The organism is Flavobacterium sp. LC2016-13 (assembly GCF_009707955.1).
Lineage (GTDB): Bacteria > Bacteroidota > Bacteroidia > Flavobacteriales > Flavobacteriaceae > Flavobacterium.
The window spans coordinates 1-16,966 of the sequence record NZ_WMDQ01000012.1 but is presented as its reverse complement, the minus strand read 5'-3'; the positions used below and the strand labels follow the sequence as shown (position 1 = coordinate 16,966).

Here is a 16,966-nt window from a genome sequence, read left to right as displayed (position 1 = left end):
ATGTAACATTTTTTAATGGAATTGATAATAACGTCAATAAGGTATTAACCCCTGACAGTTGGGGAGGTGACCGGCGGGTCTCCTTCCTCTGGATAATCCCCTGCCTTAATAATTTTCATGTTTTTGATTTCGGCAACCCTGAACTTTTCTAAAGAAAGCTTTTTTACTTCACTTTTTGGTTTCTTTTTCATTTTTTCTGATTTTATAATTAACAGTTGCAAATGTATAGGATCGCTAATAATCTAAAGCATTGTTAACGCTCTAGATTTATAAATATAGACAAGTTTATTCTTATAATTGTTCTTAATGAAAAAAAGCTACTTTTCATTCTCTTCTATTTTTTTTATAAAATACGATGGCTGAAGACCTGCGATATTATGAAATGCCTTGGCAAAAGATTCGGGATTGCTGAATCCGACTTCTTCAGAGATCGCTTTTATCGTATATCGCCTGAATTTTTTGTCGTTCTTCAATAAATATATGGCGTAATTTATACGCATATCATTAATGTACTGATTGAAATTTTTTCCTTTGTAAAAGTTAATGATTTTGGATAGGTAACTGCTGTTGGTGGAGAATTGGCGGGCGAGGTCGGTTTGTTTTAAATTGGCAGCCAGGTAGCCCTTATCGTTCTCGAACTCGGATAGCCTTGATAGTACTTGCTGTATAATCTCAGCAGGCAGATCAATTACCTTTTCTTTTTCATAATTCTCTTCTTTAATTTCAGCAGTTTGACTTTCATCCGATAAATTTTCCAAAGTAGTAGTCTGCATTAATTCAATGAAACGCTTTTGAAAAATTCGGTTTCTTTTTTTTATTCGCTGTAAGTAAAACAGGGCAAACCCTAATACCAGCAACAGTAAAAAGGAGAAAATACCGTAAAAATACTTTTCATTGTTGATCTGTTTTATTAAGTGTTCTTTTTCAATTAACAAATTGGGGGTATCGTAGCTTTTATTAATATTTTTTGCCAGCAGTATATTGTTTGACTTGAAATAATTATCGATCTCTATGAGTCTGTTTAAATAATAGAGTTGTTTTTTATCATTGTTTTTTATTTTGGCAATTTCAATTAAACGGATGTAATTATCCCGTATATCACAGGAATACTGTTTTGTTTTGACTAATATGGAATCGACTTTTTCGAAATTGACCATGGCTTGATCCATATTTTTCTCATATCTGAAAATATTTTCGCCCTTATAATAGTAACATACAGCCAGGTTCAAAGAATCATCAGTCAGCCTGATCATGTGTATGGCTTTTTCCAGGTACTTTTTACTTTGGTCAGGATCTCCCTTCAAATTCAGACATATGCCTTTATACATAATATAGTAAGGATAATACGGATTGACCGTGCTCAATGTCTTCAGCTCTGTATCCAAATAAAGCAATGCCGTATCAACCTTATTCAGGCGGATGTAAATATCGGAAAGTACCCATTTGATAAAAATAACGTCCAGCGCTTTTCCGGGTTTTTTATCAAAATAATTTAAATTTTCCTTAAATAACGGGAGTGCCTCTTCAGCTCTTCCTAACTCAATCTTGATTAGTCCTATATACCTTTTGATGAGTAAATTTTGCTCAAAGTTTCCCTGTCTTCTGGAGAATTTTTCAGCAGCCAATACATTTTTTAAGGCTTGGGTAAGATTCAGGTTGATTTGAAAATAATTGGCTTTTAGCATGTAACCTCTTGCGGGAAAACGAAAATCGGGATGTACTTTGGTTAATGAAATGATGGAATCTGCATATTTTAGCTGGGTCGGTTTTCCAGTATAAAGCAGGCCCTTCTGATACATCGCCTCAGCAAGGGTGTAAATATTACCAAGTTTTCTTGCCTTGTTGTAATAAATAGTGGTCAGCAATGTTTTATCTTTTGGCGAGGTAGAGGGATTGTCCAGCTTTTCTGTGATCTGATCGAAATTTAATTTATAGAAAGTCTGCTGTCTTTCTTGGTCTGGCTGGGCAAAAAGTATTCCACAGCAAAGCAGTGTGGCTATATAGGCATATTTTTTCATTTCTTATTGATGGCGTGTTGGTAATATCGGTTCATAATATCATAACATAAAAATTCATATTCTCTCTGTTTGGTACGGAACATTCTGTTAATATTCATATGAATAAAAGAAGCTATTAATTCCAAAATAGCAACATTTTGCTCCTGTTCCTGTTTTTGCAGAATTATTTTAATGGTTTTTATTTCCTCGGCCTTACACTTTACAAGTTCATGAAGGCCCGCCAGGTATATTGGATCCTTTCCCTCAGTAAGTAATAGTATGATATCCTTTTTATGCATAAGGTAAATATCCGACATTTTTCGTTTTTGTGTCCTTTCTATATTATATTGCGATTTGTGTTCTAAAAACATATTTTGTACAAATTCGTGAGAAGATGTCAGTGGCACCTCGAACTGGTTTAATACTTCTGCAATCATATGTAAGGAAGCAAAAAGGCGGGCTGTTTCATCATGTTCAAGAGAAACAGTACAAATAAAATCCAGTATTCTCTGGCTGTTATGGTAAAATAACTGTTCGGCTTCTGCAATGGTGTTTTCCCCGTACCGCTCTGTCTCCCTATGATAAACAGCGATCGATACCTCGTAAATAGTGTTACTGAGCAATAACGTATTGAAATGGAAATTTATCGCTTGTATCACTTTTTGCAAAACAGCTGTATCAATTAAGTGAAAACGCAATCGCAAATGAGGATCCGGATCATTATAACGTATAAAGAACCAGTGGTCAATAAGCTTTCGTTCCAATAATTCTGCAACAAGTATTTTAATCTCACCCCTTAGTGCCCTGTCTGCTGAATACGTACCGCAATATACTTTATAATACAGCCATTCTTCACCAAAAATAAAAAACCTCTTTATATTATGCATCACATTGTTCTTCTTTATCCCATTTTATGGCCATTATAAATTGGTTGGCAAAATAATCGTCTTTTGTGTTTACCATTTCTTCCGATGGAAATAAGAATTCTTCGAGTATGAAATTTTTCCTGTTTTTGACCGAAGCCAGTAGCATCTCAACACAAGTTACATTTTGCATATTCACAAGTAATGTGTTATCGGCATCAAGAAGCATCACGTACTGGGGCAGTGGCCTGAATTTTACTGCCGAAGACAAATCGGAAACAAAACTAGAGATATTTTGATCATAAAGCTTAAAGTTCTTACTCATATTCTTAAAAAAATCAGGATTTTTTTCGGAGCTGTAGATCCATTTCGCTTTTGAAACAATGCAATTTCCCAGGGTAATCCGCGGAATAAAGCTAAAAAGTTTTTCCATGTTTGCAGTATTGATGCCTATGGATGACTTTCTGTTTTCAAATTGTATATCACACAGAAATTGGTAAACAGGTAATGAATTATGGGAAAAATTATGCGCGTTAGTCAGTCTGGGAATTATTTCCCTGTTGTGTTTTTTGCTCCATAGACATAAACGTCTGGTTGTCATTTTTAAGATAATGTCTTCAATGGTAATCTGATAATGAAGTCCGACACCTGATTGCCCAAGGTACGGAATTTCGTAAGGTCTGAAGTTGGGTCTTTTAAGCACATTTCCGGTTCTTGATTCCGGTAAGTGAATAATTTCGGCCACAATTTTATCAGCAAGATGATCCGATTCATACTTTGTAATTTCATTTGTAAAATTACCAATACCGGAATGGCCATAGGAGAACCTTGCCAGTAAATTAGCTGCGCTTGATCCCCCTGTATGCTGAATCACTATAGATTCTTTTCCTTTTTCTTTCACAATCTCGAACAGGCATGAAAAGGTTTCTGATGGGCTATCATGCGTAAAATCAATGTGGTTGAAGTCTCCCTCGCATAATTCGATACTGTGCTGATCGTTTAACAGGACATTATTAATCTTATGATGTAGTACCCTCTGCACTTCATCTAATTCCGTAACCTGACCTGTATTTGACTTTTTCTTTAGCCCAATACTATCCAGTAAGGGGGTTACATCAAAATTCTCATTAGGAGATCCGTAACCGATTCCGGTCTCAAAATCCAGCACTCTGGTTAGTGCTACCTCCTGTCCTTCATAACGTTTTAAAAAGGCCTTTTTAAAATTCTGCAGAGGTGTTGGGGTTTTGATGGCAGAAATTTTATTTAGAAATTTAATGGTTCGTACAATTTCTGCCGGGTACTTTTGATTTAATTGAAAGTTGTCAGATTTAAGAAATGAATCGGTTTGAAATAAATACTTTTCAGTAAAGGGCAACTGCTTTTCACGTAAGGTCTTCGCGATATTCTGATAGCGGGAGACCGGTATGTTTCCGGCCTTGTCGATCTCGGGCAGTTGGAGTCTCAGTAATTTTACAGCGTCAAAAACACCCGCATCTGCTGAGCTGCCTTTTATTCTTTCCTGTAAACCTGGTTTGAAAAAAAAATCATCACCTGTAAGGGTCAGTTCCATTTCTGAAACCAGTATTTGGCTCTCAATTATTTCGTCAATAAATTCAAGCGCTTCAGTTTTATTTATCTCATCAGAGCATAAATAATTGGCCAGTTTCATTTTTGAAATTCCGGAAACCGACATTTTCAGTATGAGGTCCAGATATTCAGTTTGTTTTACGGCCTCTAGAGAATATTTCCGGTTGCCTGAATCCATAGAGTATCCTATAAATCGGTAAAAATCACCTAACTTATATAATGTTGTATTGGGATAAAAAAGAAGTTTATTTCCCGGAAGTGCCTTTTTTTGTACTGCGGTACCCAAACCGGCCATAAACTCCATATCAAACCGGGTTTTGCGGTAAAAAGAGTTTTTATTTATGGTGATACTGGTCGTATTTCCAAATGTGCCAGTACCGCAAGCTGAAAAAAGACCAAATGGCGTACATCTGGTCGACATACGGGTTAAATATTTTAATAGCGAAATTTGGATCTTACGGGCCTTTTCGGCTGGATATTCAGAGATGGACAGCCATTTTTGTAATTCACTGAAAAATTCAGGCGAAGCCAGGTATATGGATTCGCTGATATGAGGGTCATTGAGTAGTTCCTTTAGAAGTTCGCTCTGAATTTCCGGTCCCACTGTCAGGTTAAGATAGAAACCCATTGATAGGCAAGGAGTCCTGACTGCAAATGAGGAGAAGAAACTGAGGTTTATTTCCGATTTTGGCATGGAAGTAAAATTAAGAAATTTCTGTGATCTATTTTTTTCAAAAATAAGAAACAAGACAATAACTATTACTTAACGATGAAAAATATATTTAGTACTCAAACCATGCACGATTTAATCTAAACTTATAAAAACAGACTTCGTTTTTATAAATCTAGACTATCATCGTTTGCCGCATGAAAGGCACTGGGCTACTTTTGTGCCGTACAATTGTGACTAAATAAATTGATAATGAAAAAAATAATAATCGCTTTACTACTTCTATACAGTCCGACTCTATTTTCCCAGGTGCTGGTTGACGGCAAAATCAGGGACCAAAATTACAGCAATGTTCAATTTGCGGAGATCGTAATTTTAACCAACGATTCAATTGCAATAAAAAGCGAGCTGACTAATATCAATGGTAATTTTAGTATAGCAGTGGAACATGGCAGCTATTTGTTTCAGGTAAAGCATATGGGGCAGCTGTTATTTAGCCAAAAGATCAGTTTAGAAGAAAATTTCCATTTTGGAACCATTAAGGTGATCAGAAAAGAACAACTTAAGGAAGTAGTCATCAACAAAAATAAAAAATTGCTGGAAAAAAAAATAGATAGGCTGGTATTTAACGTGGAGAATTCCATTGTGGGTACAGGTGGGGATGCATTCGATGTTGTACGGGCTACCCCGACGCTCATCGTAGGGGAAAACTCAATTTCGATTGTGGGGAAGTCATCAGTATCTGTAATGATTGACGAGAGGATCATTCAGCTTTCGGGAGATGATTTGTCTAATTTACTCAGGTCAATTCCTTCTGAAAACATTGCGAAAATTGAAGTGATTACAATGCCGCCAGCGAAATATGAAGCTCAGGGCAATAGCGGACTTGTTAATATAGTACTTAAAAAGGCCAGGAAAAATTTTTTCAACGGAAATATCAGAACTGCATACACGCAGGCGAAGTATGGTACAGGAAATATCGGGGGAGGAATAAATTATCAAAAAAATAAACTGACCGTACTCTCTAATTTTGACTTCAGTTCTGGAAGGACAGCCCCTTTGCAGCGTTATGATATTTTTTATCCAAATTACACATGGAAAGAAAATTACAATGTCAAAAACTCAAGAGATAGCTATACAGGAAGGATTGCTCTTGACTATCAATTAACTTCATCTACTTCAGTAGGTTTAGAGTACAATAGTGTTGCAAATATAAGCGATATAAAATCTAAGAACCAATCCAGGGTTTTTAATAAATTTTCAGAACAGTTAGATTCAACGCTTGTTACATCGTCAATCAAAGAACTCGATAGAAAGACCAATTCACTAAACTTTCATGGTAGTACTAAACTTGATACAATTGGCAAAAAAATATCATTTGATCTGGACTATTTTCAGTATAATAATTCTATAACTAATAATTTCAGTACGGTTACTGTTCTGGAAGATGACACTCCAAGAGTGAATAGTTTGTTTTTTGCAGTGAACGATGGGTCTCAGGATATAAAAATCTATTCTTCAAAATTTGATGTAACATTACCTATGAGATGGATTAATTTTTCTTTTGGAGGGAAATTATCTTTTATTAATAATAATAATGAAACAATATTCTATGATATTACTTCAGATGAATTTGTATTGAATCCGCAAAAAAGCAATCGATTTTCTTATACAGAAAGCAACACGGCGGCTTATGCTTCACTAAATAAGGAATTATCAAAAAAATGGAATGTGCAACTGGGACTGAGATTAGAAAATACTAGAACCAGGAGTTCGTTAGTTGAAATAAAAAGTAATCTTAAAAATACGTATACTGAATTGTTTCCTTCATTCTATCTGACTTATGCAACAGACAATGAGGCTACAATTTCCTTAACCTACAACAGAAGAATAGAAAGGCCTTCCTATAATCTCTTAAACCCTTTCCGGATTTATTCAACGGAAACTAATTATACAGAGGGAAACCCCTATTTAAGTCCTTATTTTAGTAACAATATCGAATTATCCTGTATAAAAGGTAATTTTTATCATTCAATTTTTTTTAATTATATAAATCAGGGCATTGACCAAATTACTTTTACAGATAGTTTAAAAACATATCAATATACTATTCCTTATAATTTTTTTACCAATAAAAGATTTGGTATTTCCGAGAACTATTCTTTTTCAAAAATAAAAGGCTGGCAAAGTAATAATGGAATTAATATGTTTTACACAAAAACCAATTCCAGTTTGGAACAGACCTTTCCGGTCATTAAAGGACTGTCCGTTTATGTATCAAGCTACAATAATTTTACGCTCAACTCCTCAAAAACATTTAAGGCTGAGCTAAACTTCATCTATCAGTCCGCTTCGGTTTCAAATAGTTACAAAACAACTTCCTACTATAAATTTGATGCAGCAATAAAACAAGAACTCTTAAATAAAAAACTTCAATTGGCAATTAATGTGACTGACCTTTTTAAAACGAGTGCAATTGTTTTTAGTAACAATATAAATGATATTCAACAGGGAAAATTTGATTATCAGGATACTCAAAAAATAAGATTCTCAGCAGTTTATAAATTTGGTAAATCAATTAGGGAGGATAGAAGGGAATTTAGCAACAAAGAAGAAGAGAAAAGAACAAGATAGAAAATACGTTATTAAAAAAAAGCTTGCAAGCCAGTCCAAATCTGACTTTATGACTCTAAAAGATAGTCACTAACATTAAATAAATTATATTATGAAATTTAAATTAAACAGAAATGATGTTAAATCATTAGAGAATTCAATTAGTCTTATTGAAAATCCGGTATTAAAAAAAGCGGCACTTGATGTTACTTCTGCCGAACATTCGGGAGGTAACGCACCAGCCTGGGCAAAAGTTGATTTCGCTGAAATTATCTGGACACAAGGCTAATAAACAAATGAACCGTCTAATTTATAGACGGTTTGCTTTTATTTAAATGTACTTAAAAAAAACGAAAATGAGAATAAATAAAATTGTTGTTAAAGTAGCCAGCAGATGCAATATAAATTGCTCTTACTGTTATATGTATAATTTGGGTGATCTTTCGTATAAATCACAACCTAAATTTATTGAAGAAAAAACAATTGAAAGTTTTGCTAAAAAAATGCTGACTCATTTGAAAAAAACGCAATTAGGTACGCTTGGAATTATTATACATGGAGGAGAGCCTCTTCTAATGAAAAAATCTGATTTTATAAATTTCATAAAGCATTTTGACATAATAAAGGAGAATAACATTCAGGTTAGTTTTGCTCTACAAACAAATGGAATACTCTTAGACGATGAATGGTGTACTATATTTAAAGAATATGGTGTAAGCGTTGGTGTTAGTTTAGATGGTCCAAAGCAGGAAAATGATAAGTTCAGGATAGATAAGAAAGGTAATGGTACTTATGATGATGTTATTAAGGGGCTTACTACTTTAAAAAATAATAATTTTACCACTGGCGTTTTATCGGTTATGAATCTCAGTATAGATCCAGAGGTATATTACAAGCATTTTAAAAACTTGGAATTAAGAGCGGTGGATGTTTTATTACTCGATGCAAATCATGATACACATACCTCAATATTTAATGATAAAATAACACCGGCGCAATGGTATATTAAAGTTTTTGACACATGGTATAAAGATGAGCAAAAATTCAGAATACGTTTTTTTGATATGATAATAAAAGAAATTATCGGCGAGACAATCGGCATTGATTCCTTAGGGGTTAGTGAGAATAATGTTTTGGTTCTTGAAACAAATGGAGGTTTGGAAGCTGTTGACGTTTTAAAATTATGCGGTGATTCATTTACTAAAAATGATATAAACGTTAATACCCATGAAATTGAGGAAATCAGTAAATCAGACCTTATTGATGTCTATTACAATTCTGGTAAATACCTGCCAAAAAAATGTCTTGCCTGCCCTGTTCAGGAAATTTGTGGCGGGGGATATCTACCTCACCGATACAGTTCGAAAAATGGTTTCAATAATCCGACTATATATTGCGATGATTTATTGCAGGTAATAACACATATTCAAAATACGGTTATAGATAGTTTGCCTAATGAACTGCTTTTGCAAACTGGTCTATCAAAATTAACATATGGAGAAGCCTTAGAAATCATTGCGGAAAAATTACCAACTATTCCCGAACCGGACTATATTGAAAAATTAGAGTCTTTTAAAAAAAGCAGCGAACACGAACTTAGAGATATTCTTTAGTAACTGCAACCTCCTTAATTAGTTATAGACTCTCTTTATGAAAATAAAAAAATTTCCATTTGTTCAGCAATTGGATGCAGCGGATTGCGGACTAACCTGCCTGAGGATAATTAGTAAATATTATGGCGTAAACATTGATGTTGACAATAAGATTTTTTCAGAAAGCAATCTTACACGTCAAGGTTTATTACTATCAGAATTAGAAAAAGTATCATCCCGGATTGGATATGAAAATTTATTTGTTGAACTTGATTTCGACCAAATTAAGGACAATGTTATTCTACCGGCAATATTCTATTGGAATAACAATCATTTTATTGTTGTATATAAAATAAAAAAAGAAAAAGTTTATGTGAGTGACCCGGCAGTAGGCCGGTTGATTTATAATAAAAAACAATTTCTAGAAGGCTGGAAAGGGAATGGAAAAAAAGGAGTAATTCTTTTATTGAAGCCTACAAAAAATTTGGCTGTTCACCATAAAACAGAAAAAAATAGAAGGCGAAAAAGTCTCTTTTTAGTATTGAAAAATTTGAGGGATTATAAAATGCAGGTTTATCTTCTGGTTTTAATTCTTTTATTATCATCTCTTACTGAGTTTTTTTTTCCATTTTTCACGCAGAAGATTATTGACAAGGGAGTAAGGTTTAAAAATGTATCGTTTTTGTATTTGATTTTAAGTGCGCAAATAGTGCTTTTTATCAGTAAGGTGACCAATGAATTTTACAGGACATGGCTGTTTATAAATATAAGTTCCAGACTCAGTTTGGATTTAGTTTCCGGGTTTTTGATGAAGCTGATGGACCTGCCTGTTATTTTTTTTTATTCGAAAACCATTGGGGATCTGCTCGAACGAATAGATGACCACAAAAGAATTGAAAAATTTTTGACAGATGATTTACTAAAAAGCATATTTGCATTGTTTAGCTTAATTGTTTTTGGCCTGATTCTTCTTTATTTCAGTACACCGGTTTTTTATATCTTTATTATTGGCAATACTTTACAATTAACATGGATTTTTATTTTCTTGGATAGAATAAAAACTCTTGATAAGATCAAATTTAAGTTGTCAGGTAAAGAATATAGCAAGAATATTGAATTACTAACGGGAATGCAGGAAATTAAGCTGAATAATTTAGAAAATTTAAAGAGAAAAGAATGGGAAAAAATACAACTTGAGCTTTTTAATGTGAATACTAAAAATATAAAATTAAATCAGCGTTATGAAAGTTATCGTTTTATTACATTTCTTACCTCGCTTTTAATAACTTTTACCTGCGCACTTTCAGTAATAAATAATACTTTGTCAATTGGAACGATGATGTCAATTGTTTTTATTATAGGTGCAGTTAATGCACCTATTTCACAGATTTTGAATTGTATTTTAAGTTTTCAGTTATTAATGGTAAGCCTGACTAGGGTCGATGAGATTAATAATTTATCAGGGGAATCAGCTGGCTGCTCAAAAAGTAAGGTCTTTAATAATGGTGACTTGGAAATCATAGATGTCTCGTTCTCGTATAATGGCATTACAAATGTTTTGGATAATATAAACTTAAAAATAGAGAAAGGTTCTACAACTGCAATTGTGGGTTTAAGTGGAAGTGGCAAAACAACACTCATTAAATTACTTTTAAAGTTCTATAATCCCAATAAGGGATTAATTAATTTAGATAATATAAGCATACAGCACATAGACGATGCAGCGTGGCGCAGTAGATGCGGAGTTATTTTTCAAGACAGCTTTATTTTTTCAAATTCTATTGCTTTTAATATTTGTCTAAGTGAGAATTATGATCAAAACAAATTAATCCTTGCTGTGAAAAATGCCAACATACAATCATTCATAGAAGAATTGCCAATGAAATACGAAACCATTATTGGTCAGGAAGGCATAGGAATTAGTCAGGGACAGAGACAACGAATATTGATTGCCCGCGCAATTTATAAAGATCCCGATTATTTATTTTTTGATGAAGCTACAAATTCTTTAGATTCTGAAAATGAGAAGGCAATAGTAAATAATTTAGAAAAATATTTTAAAGGGAAAACGATGGTTATAGTGGCACATCGTTTGAGCACAGTTATGAATGCCGATCAGATTATAGTACTAGAAAAAGCCAAGATAGTAGAAAAAGGTACACACACCGAATTAATACACTTAAAAGGGAAATACTTTAATTTAGTAAAAAATCAATTAGAGCTTGGTAATTAATAGAAGTAAATGAAAAAAACAATATTTGGAGAAATTCCTAAAAAGTTGAATATAATAGGATTAATTGTTATACTATTTAATGTTTTGGCTATATATATTGCTGTAAGGCTGTTGTTCTTTTATTAGTCTTGAAGTTGGCTGTGATAGTTACTGTACAGCTTGGGCCAGAATCCAAATTCTTAATCAGTAGATAACTTGGTAGTATAAGTTCTCGCGACAATAGGAAGTTGTCGTTCTAGATCAAGCACTAGATTTAAAGTAAACAGGGCAAAGAGGGATTCGAACAAAACCGTCACATCCCGCTTATATACTGCATTTCTAATATTTTTTTTCAGCTGCGCCACGAATGTGCCACAAATCCCAAATTGAACATTTTTAAGCTGTTAACTTGTTTAAAATAAAACGTATAATTCTTATTGTTTCAATTGTAAAAATACAAATTTAAAAAAAGAATAATATAGAATTAAATATTAATTGTTTTAAATGGTGTTTGGTAATTTGAGAGAAGTTTTATAAGAATCGTTGATTGCATTTGTCAATTTTCAATACAGAAATTAGCAGTCCAGTGTTTGCTGGGGTTAACAGATATCGGGGTACAATAAAAGTACAGATCTGAACAAAATAAAACAAAATAAGAACAAACAAACTTTTATAAAATTCTCAATCAAATGAATGAATTTTGTTAATTTATAGTATTAGATTCTAAGAACACATTAACCCAGTGGTTAGAGCAAAGTTATAAAAAAATGTTGTAGTAATTTTTAATTGGTTCAATTTTATGGAAGTGGTTCGAATCCCTTATGTTCAACAATAATTTAGCAACCTCCAAAAAGCCATTGGTTTAAGAGTTTTTTTTGTTAAAAAAATATTTAGTATTTTCGGCTGGTGTTTAATGATTGCATTTTTTGATTCGAATAAAGTAAAGTCTAATATTTTTTTCTAATTATTATCCGAAATATCTAATCCACCCAAGTATGAATATAGAGGATATCCTTTGTGTTAAACCTCTAAAATTTACAGAGTCTGACCCAGCAATCTTTTTCATTATTAGTTTTGTGTTTTCATAATTATATAATTCAAATCTGTTTTTTGATCAGGAGAAAGCCCGTCATATATACTATAAGATTTCAACTGTTTGTACGACTTATTCCTATTGTCAATTAAGATTTGCAGAGATTCCAGTTGAACTAATGAAATATTATCTATGAGAGTTGGTTCAGGAATTCTGTAGGGGAGGTTAGATATTATCATGTGCCATCCCTCTTTGATATTATATGTTTTTATTCGAGAATCTGTAGGCTTTATATATTCTACTGGAAACAAAGGATTAACAATTATTTTAAATAATGTGCTGTCCTTAGAAGTGTAGGCAAACGCATATTGTAATAGATTTAGAGAGGAGCTGTTTGTCCTCTTCGAAAAATAATAGTTTGTAAAATTAGTTGCTAGTGTGGCATTTCTTTTTAAAAGATCTTTTGATTTAGATGAAAGTAGCGTATCATTCTTTTCAATTTCTAAAATATCATATATGATGGGTAATAGGATGTCGCCCGAAAGCATTGTTTGTTGAGCAATAGCGATATTGTTTAATTGTATAGCTTCGTTTAATTCTAATTTTAAGTCTCTTAAAATGAAATTTTCGTCTGCAACCTTATTTAAGTTTATTAGGTTTCCTTTTCCATCGCTTATGTTTGTTAGGTAGTTCATATTTCTTATCACAAATCCATGTCTTTCAATAGCTTGTGGTAGAAGTAATTTTAAAAAATATTCATTTTTAAATTCAGATTTGTAATTCTTATCATCAGTACTTACTTCAGTGCTAGCGAATTTATTATTAAGTTCATTTATATTTGGTGATGGGTAAAATAAAGCAGTGATTAAAATATTTCTATTTTCTTTTGATTGCTTAAATTCTTTACTTTGGAAAAATAGTTTAAACGACTGCTCAGTAATTAGTTGTAATTCCTCTAAATTGTGAGCATTTTTAAAACTATCTTTTGATGCAATAGCACTAAAGTTTGGATTTATTTTAGATTTGTCAGATGCAAATCTGTAACTAGCAATATAAGCTGCGCAATGTGATAATACAGCACCTTCACCATCTATGTTTGCATATTCTTGAAGCAAGGCATCGTGTTTAGGTAAGATGTCTTGATAAATGTCCATTCTTAATCTCGTTTTAATTATTTCTAAGCAAGATTGACATTTGCTTTCCCAGTTAGAAGTTATTAATTCTCTATTTTCATATATTTCATTCTCTACAGTTTTAAACTCATTCATTATTTCATTATGCTGAACATTTATACTATCAGCAAGTTGAATTAAAAAATTAAATGTTTTTTGTTGATTTTCGATAATTGTTTTCTGGCCTTCGATGAGAATTGCTAATTTTTCATTAATTTGTTCCATATTTTTGTCTATTCGATCAAATCTTTCCATAATTTGTTCGTGCCTTTGTTACGCAATATCTGGCCCTCCGCCACCCAATAATCCAGTAATAGATGAAATAGCTTGGATATAATCACCACTCATAAAAGAAGTAACTGCGCTGAATGTTGCTTGACCATAATTAATAGCAGTTGACAAATCTTGAGCTAAAGGAGAATTTCCTAAACCTAATTCACTTGCGATTTTCAGGGAAATAGACGCACTATTTAGAAATTCCTGGGCTGTATATATAACATTCTCACGTTTTTGTACGATAATGAGTTCATCCTTTAATTTATTTTTATCTTCATTATTCAAATCAGGAAAAAGGCCAGAATCTAAAGCAATAATCTTTTCTCCTGTATTCATTGCGGCCGAACCCTCGATTTTTATTGTGGATGACCTAGCTGCATTGCCAGCAGCTCCCGAATATATTATTGCCTGGAAAGAATCTGGAATTCACAGGGTACTGGGAATACCGCTCCTGGTTGGACAAAAAAAATTAGGTTGCCTGATTTTTCATCTCTCTAATGCTTATAAAAATGATATTTCTACTAATCTTATCAAAGCAGTAAGCTCCCAAATAGCTGTGCGAATCTCCGATATTATAGCAAATGAGGAAATTCAAAGGCGGGAAGAAGAAAAATGTAAACTATTATCCTTTAGCAATGCAATGGCTTCGGTAAGTGATAAAATTGTAATTGCCAAAATTTTAAAAGACCATCTAAGTGATTTTTTTGGCGTTGAAGACTACATTATATATGTATTGAGTAAAGATAAAAAGACTTTTTCCCCTTTTCTGTTTGACCCAAATGCAAATTTTGTAAAACATCAAAGTTTTCAGGAATCCCTCAATAAAAGTTACGACATAAAGGATACCCTATTTTATCAAATGTCCAAATCTGAAAAGGCTATAGTAATAAGTACAGAAAAATTGTTGAGCCTAACCGATACTCCTAATTATGCAGCCACAATAAAAAAAACGGGGATAAAAAAAATAACCAGTGTGCCTATTCGATTGGGACACGAAAACATTGCGTTTTTAAATTTCCGATACAATGAAACCACCGAGTCTTCAATTCAGCAGCCTCTGTTTAAAAGTATCTGCTCACAACTGGCCATAGCAGTTTCGAATATTATTGCTTATGAAGAAATCGCACAACGAGAAGCAGAAAAGGCAATGTTACTTGCTCTTTGTAATGATATTGCAAAAGTTAGAAATAAAAATGAGTTGCGAAAAATCACAGATGAAAAATTAAAAACACTTCTTGATGTAAATAACATTTCGTTCTGTTATATCAGTCCTGATGGTGAGACATTCGGCTCATTTATTTTAGATCCTAAATCGCCAAGCACCAAGCACCCTGAATATGGCGATATAACATCTGCGATGCATCCTGTAAATGATGGCATAATTAATAAAGTGCTGGCATCCGAAGACCCACTGGTATATGATATGGAATCCTATATTAAAACCAGCAGTAAGGTGCCTGATTATTTTAAAATGATTTACGATGTGGGTATGCGCCAAATGATTTTTTCAAGACTTAAAAATGGAGAAGATATAATTGGTTATTTAGCAATAACCAAAAAAGTCAAAACACATGTTGGAAAAAATCAATTAAATCTCATTAAAGCAATTGCGGCACAATTATCAGTTGCATTGGCCAATATAAAAGCTAACGAGCAGATTGAAGATCAGGTTAAAGAAATTAAAAATTTTAAAAATCAACTTGAGAAGGAAAATTTATACCTGCAGGAAGAAATCAATAGTGGCTTTAGCAAAAGTGAGATTATAGGTGAGAGTGGCGAAATGAAAAAAGTATTCCGTTTGGTAGAGCAGGTGGCTCCCTCGGACAGCACTGTCTTATTGCTTGGAGAAACGGGCACAGGTAAGGAATTAATTGCCAGGGCCATCCACAATGCATCGCCACGCAGCAGTAAATTAATGGTAAAAGTCAATTGTGCTACCCTGCCCGCTAACCTAATCGAAAGTGAATTATTCGGACATGAAAGAGGCAGTTTTACAGGTGCTATAGAACGAAGAATCGGTAAATTCGAACTTGCCAACAACGGTACGTTATTTCTGGATGAAATTGGTGAAATGCCTTTTGAGCTGCAAGTTAAGTTATTGAGGGTGCTACAGGAGAAAGAAATTGAAAGGATAGGCGGTAAAGCCACAATTACTGTAGATGTCCGCATTATAGCAGCGACTAATCGTGATCTTGAAAAACTGATGGAAGAGGGAAAGTTCAGAAGCGACCTCTATTATCGTTTAAATATTTTCCCTATGAATCTTCCGCCGCTTCGCAATCGTCGCGAGGATATTCCATCTTTGGCAATGCATTTTATCGAGAGATTTTCTAAAAAAATGCGAAAACAAATAACAGGATTAAGTCACAACGTTTTAAATCAGTTACTGCAATATAATTGGCCCGGAAATATAAGAGAACTCGAACATTTAATTGAAAGAAGTGTTTTGCTTTCACATACTGACACTATAAAAGAAATATTATTGCCCGCACAAAAAAATACCATAACCAATATAAATGATACTGAAGAACTTTCAATAAAAACAATCGACGAAAACGAACGGGAATATATTTTAAAAGTGATAAAACATGTCAATGGAAAAATTGCAGGGGTTGGAGGAGCTGCAGAACTTTTGGGAGTCCCTCCAAGCACACTAACTTCAAAGATGAAGCGATTAGGAATAAAGAAAGAACATGTAAGCTAAATGGCTACTTTGTTCATTCTGTACTCAGTTGGGGTCTGACTGAATTGTATCTTAAATAACCTGGAAAAATGGGCTATATTTTCAAATCCCAAATTATAACAAATTTCCGTAATGGACATTTTGGTACTAAGCAAAAGTTCTTTTGCTTTTTCAAGCCGTTTATATCTAATCTGGAAAAAACGGTCAAATTGACCACGCTTTTTCAGCCTAAATTGACCATCAGATTCGGAGCAAACTGACCACCTAA

General features: G+C 33.2%; 12 protein-coding genes. 5 read left to right on the top strand and 7 right to left on the bottom strand.

Features of this window, described 5'->3' with window-relative positions:
* Positions 1-44: 44 nt before the first annotated feature.
* The 4 genes from GKZ86_RS20335 to GKZ86_RS20320 all read right to left on the bottom strand — a co-directional run bounded on the left by GKZ86_RS20335 (position 45) and on the right by GKZ86_RS20320 (position 5,141).
* Complete coding sequence (locus GKZ86_RS20335) at positions 45-191, bottom strand: hypothetical protein (protein ID WP_154784890.1); 147 nt, start codon at positions 189-191, stop codon at positions 45-47.
* A 126-nt stretch (positions 192-317) separates the two neighbouring features.
* Positions 318-2,018, bottom strand: coding sequence for an AraC family transcriptional regulator (locus GKZ86_RS20330; protein ID WP_154784889.1), 1,701 nt, complete (start codon positions 2,016-2,018; stop codon positions 318-320).
* Positions 2,015-2,884, bottom strand: a complete 870-nt coding sequence (locus GKZ86_RS20325) for a thiopeptide-type bacteriocin biosynthesis protein (RefSeq protein WP_154784888.1) — start codon at positions 2,882-2,884, stop codon at positions 2,015-2,017. The genes GKZ86_RS20330 and GKZ86_RS20325 overlap by 4 nt, the downstream gene beginning before the upstream one ends.
* Entirely contained in the window at positions 2,877-5,141 is a 2,265-nt protein-coding gene (locus GKZ86_RS20320; protein ID WP_154784887.1) for a lantibiotic dehydratase family protein, read from the bottom strand. The genes GKZ86_RS20325 and GKZ86_RS20320 overlap by 8 nt, the downstream gene beginning before the upstream one ends.
* A 228-nt stretch (positions 5,142-5,369) precedes the next feature.
* Between GKZ86_RS20320 and GKZ86_RS20315 the strand changes: the two genes are divergently transcribed.
* The 4 genes from GKZ86_RS20315 (at position 5,370) to GKZ86_RS20300 (ending at position 11,555) form a co-directional block, all read left to right on the top strand.
* Complete coding sequence (locus GKZ86_RS20315; RefSeq protein WP_154784886.1) at positions 5,370-7,751, top strand: outer membrane beta-barrel family protein; 2,382 nt, start codon at positions 5,370-5,372, stop codon at positions 7,749-7,751.
* Between the two features lie 91 nt (positions 7,752-7,842).
* The gene (locus tag GKZ86_RS20310; protein WP_154784885.1) at positions 7,843-8,019 is read left to right on the top strand and encodes a hypothetical protein; all 177 of its coding nucleotides are present in this window, start codon (positions 7,843-7,845) and stop codon (positions 8,017-8,019) included.
* A 67-nt stretch (positions 8,020-8,086) separates the two neighbouring features.
* The gene (locus GKZ86_RS20305) at positions 8,087-9,343 is read left to right on the top strand and encodes a radical SAM protein (RefSeq protein ID WP_194632618.1); all 1,257 of its coding nucleotides are present in this window, start codon (positions 8,087-8,089) and stop codon (positions 9,341-9,343) included.
* A gap of 37 nt (positions 9,344-9,380) precedes the next feature.
* The gene (locus tag GKZ86_RS20300) at positions 9,381-11,555 is read left to right on the top strand and encodes a peptidase domain-containing ABC transporter (RefSeq protein ID WP_154784883.1); all 2,175 of its coding nucleotides are present in this window, start codon (positions 9,381-9,383) and stop codon (positions 11,553-11,555) included.
* Positions 11,556-12,602: 1,047 nt separating this feature from the next.
* Here GKZ86_RS20300 and GKZ86_RS20295 read toward each other — a convergent pair.
* The gene (locus GKZ86_RS20295) at positions 12,603-13,964 is read right to left on the bottom strand and encodes a hypothetical protein (protein WP_154784882.1); all 1,362 of its coding nucleotides are present in this window, start codon (positions 13,962-13,964) and stop codon (positions 12,603-12,605) included.
* A gap of 48 nt (positions 13,965-14,012) precedes the next feature.
* The gene (locus GKZ86_RS20290) at positions 14,013-14,351 is read right to left on the bottom strand and encodes a hypothetical protein (RefSeq protein WP_154784881.1); all 339 of its coding nucleotides are present in this window, start codon (positions 14,349-14,351) and stop codon (positions 14,013-14,015) included.
* Positions 14,352-14,376: 25 nt separating this feature from the next.
* On the opposite strand from GKZ86_RS20290, the gene GKZ86_RS25640 reads away from it, so the two are divergent.
* Positions 14,377-16,719 carry a sigma 54-interacting transcriptional regulator gene (locus GKZ86_RS25640; RefSeq protein ID WP_317173647.1) on the top strand — a complete coding sequence of 781 codons (2,343 nt, stop codon included), beginning with the start codon at positions 14,377-14,379 and terminating at the stop codon, positions 16,717-16,719.
* On the opposite strand, the gene GKZ86_RS20280 is transcribed toward GKZ86_RS25640, so the two are convergent.
* Positions 16,716-16,966 (bottom strand): AraC family transcriptional regulator (locus GKZ86_RS20280; protein WP_154784880.1); only part of this gene is annotated, 251 nt, incomplete at its 5' end. The two genes, GKZ86_RS25640 and GKZ86_RS20280, sit on opposite strands and share 4 nt — an antisense overlap.

Coding starts and splice junctions, on each gene's coding strand:
- GKZ86_RS20335 (WP_154784890.1), bottom strand. CDS start 191: ATGAAAAAGAAACCAAAAAGTGAAGTAAAAAAGCTTTCTTTAGAAAAG.
- GKZ86_RS20325 (WP_154784888.1), bottom strand. CDS start 2,884: ATGCATAATATAAAGAGGTTTTTTATTTTTGGTGAAGAATGGCTGTAT.
- GKZ86_RS20305 (WP_194632618.1), top strand. CDS start 8,087: ATGAGAATAAATAAAATTGTTGTTAAAGTAGCCAGCAGATGCAATATA.
- GKZ86_RS20295 (WP_154784882.1), bottom strand. CDS start 13,964: ATGGAACAAATTAATGAAAAATTAGCAATTCTCATCGAAGGCCAGAAA.
- GKZ86_RS20300 (WP_154784883.1), top strand. CDS start 9,381: ATGAAAATAAAAAAATTTCCATTTGTTCAGCAATTGGATGCAGCGGAT.
- GKZ86_RS20330 (WP_154784889.1), bottom strand. CDS start 2,018: ATGAAAAAATATGCCTATATAGCCACACTGCTTTGCTGTGGAATACTT.
- GKZ86_RS20310 (WP_154784885.1), top strand. CDS start 7,843: ATGAAATTTAAATTAAACAGAAATGATGTTAAATCATTAGAGAATTCA.
- GKZ86_RS20320 (WP_154784887.1), bottom strand. CDS start 5,141: ATGCCAAAATCGGAAATAAACCTCAGTTTCTTCTCCTCATTTGCAGTC.
- GKZ86_RS20315 (WP_154784886.1), top strand. CDS start 5,370: ATGAAAAAAATAATAATCGCTTTACTACTTCTATACAGTCCGACTCTA.
- GKZ86_RS20290 (WP_154784881.1), bottom strand. CDS start 14,351: ATGAATACAGGAGAAAAGATTATTGCTTTAGATTCTGGCCTTTTTCCT.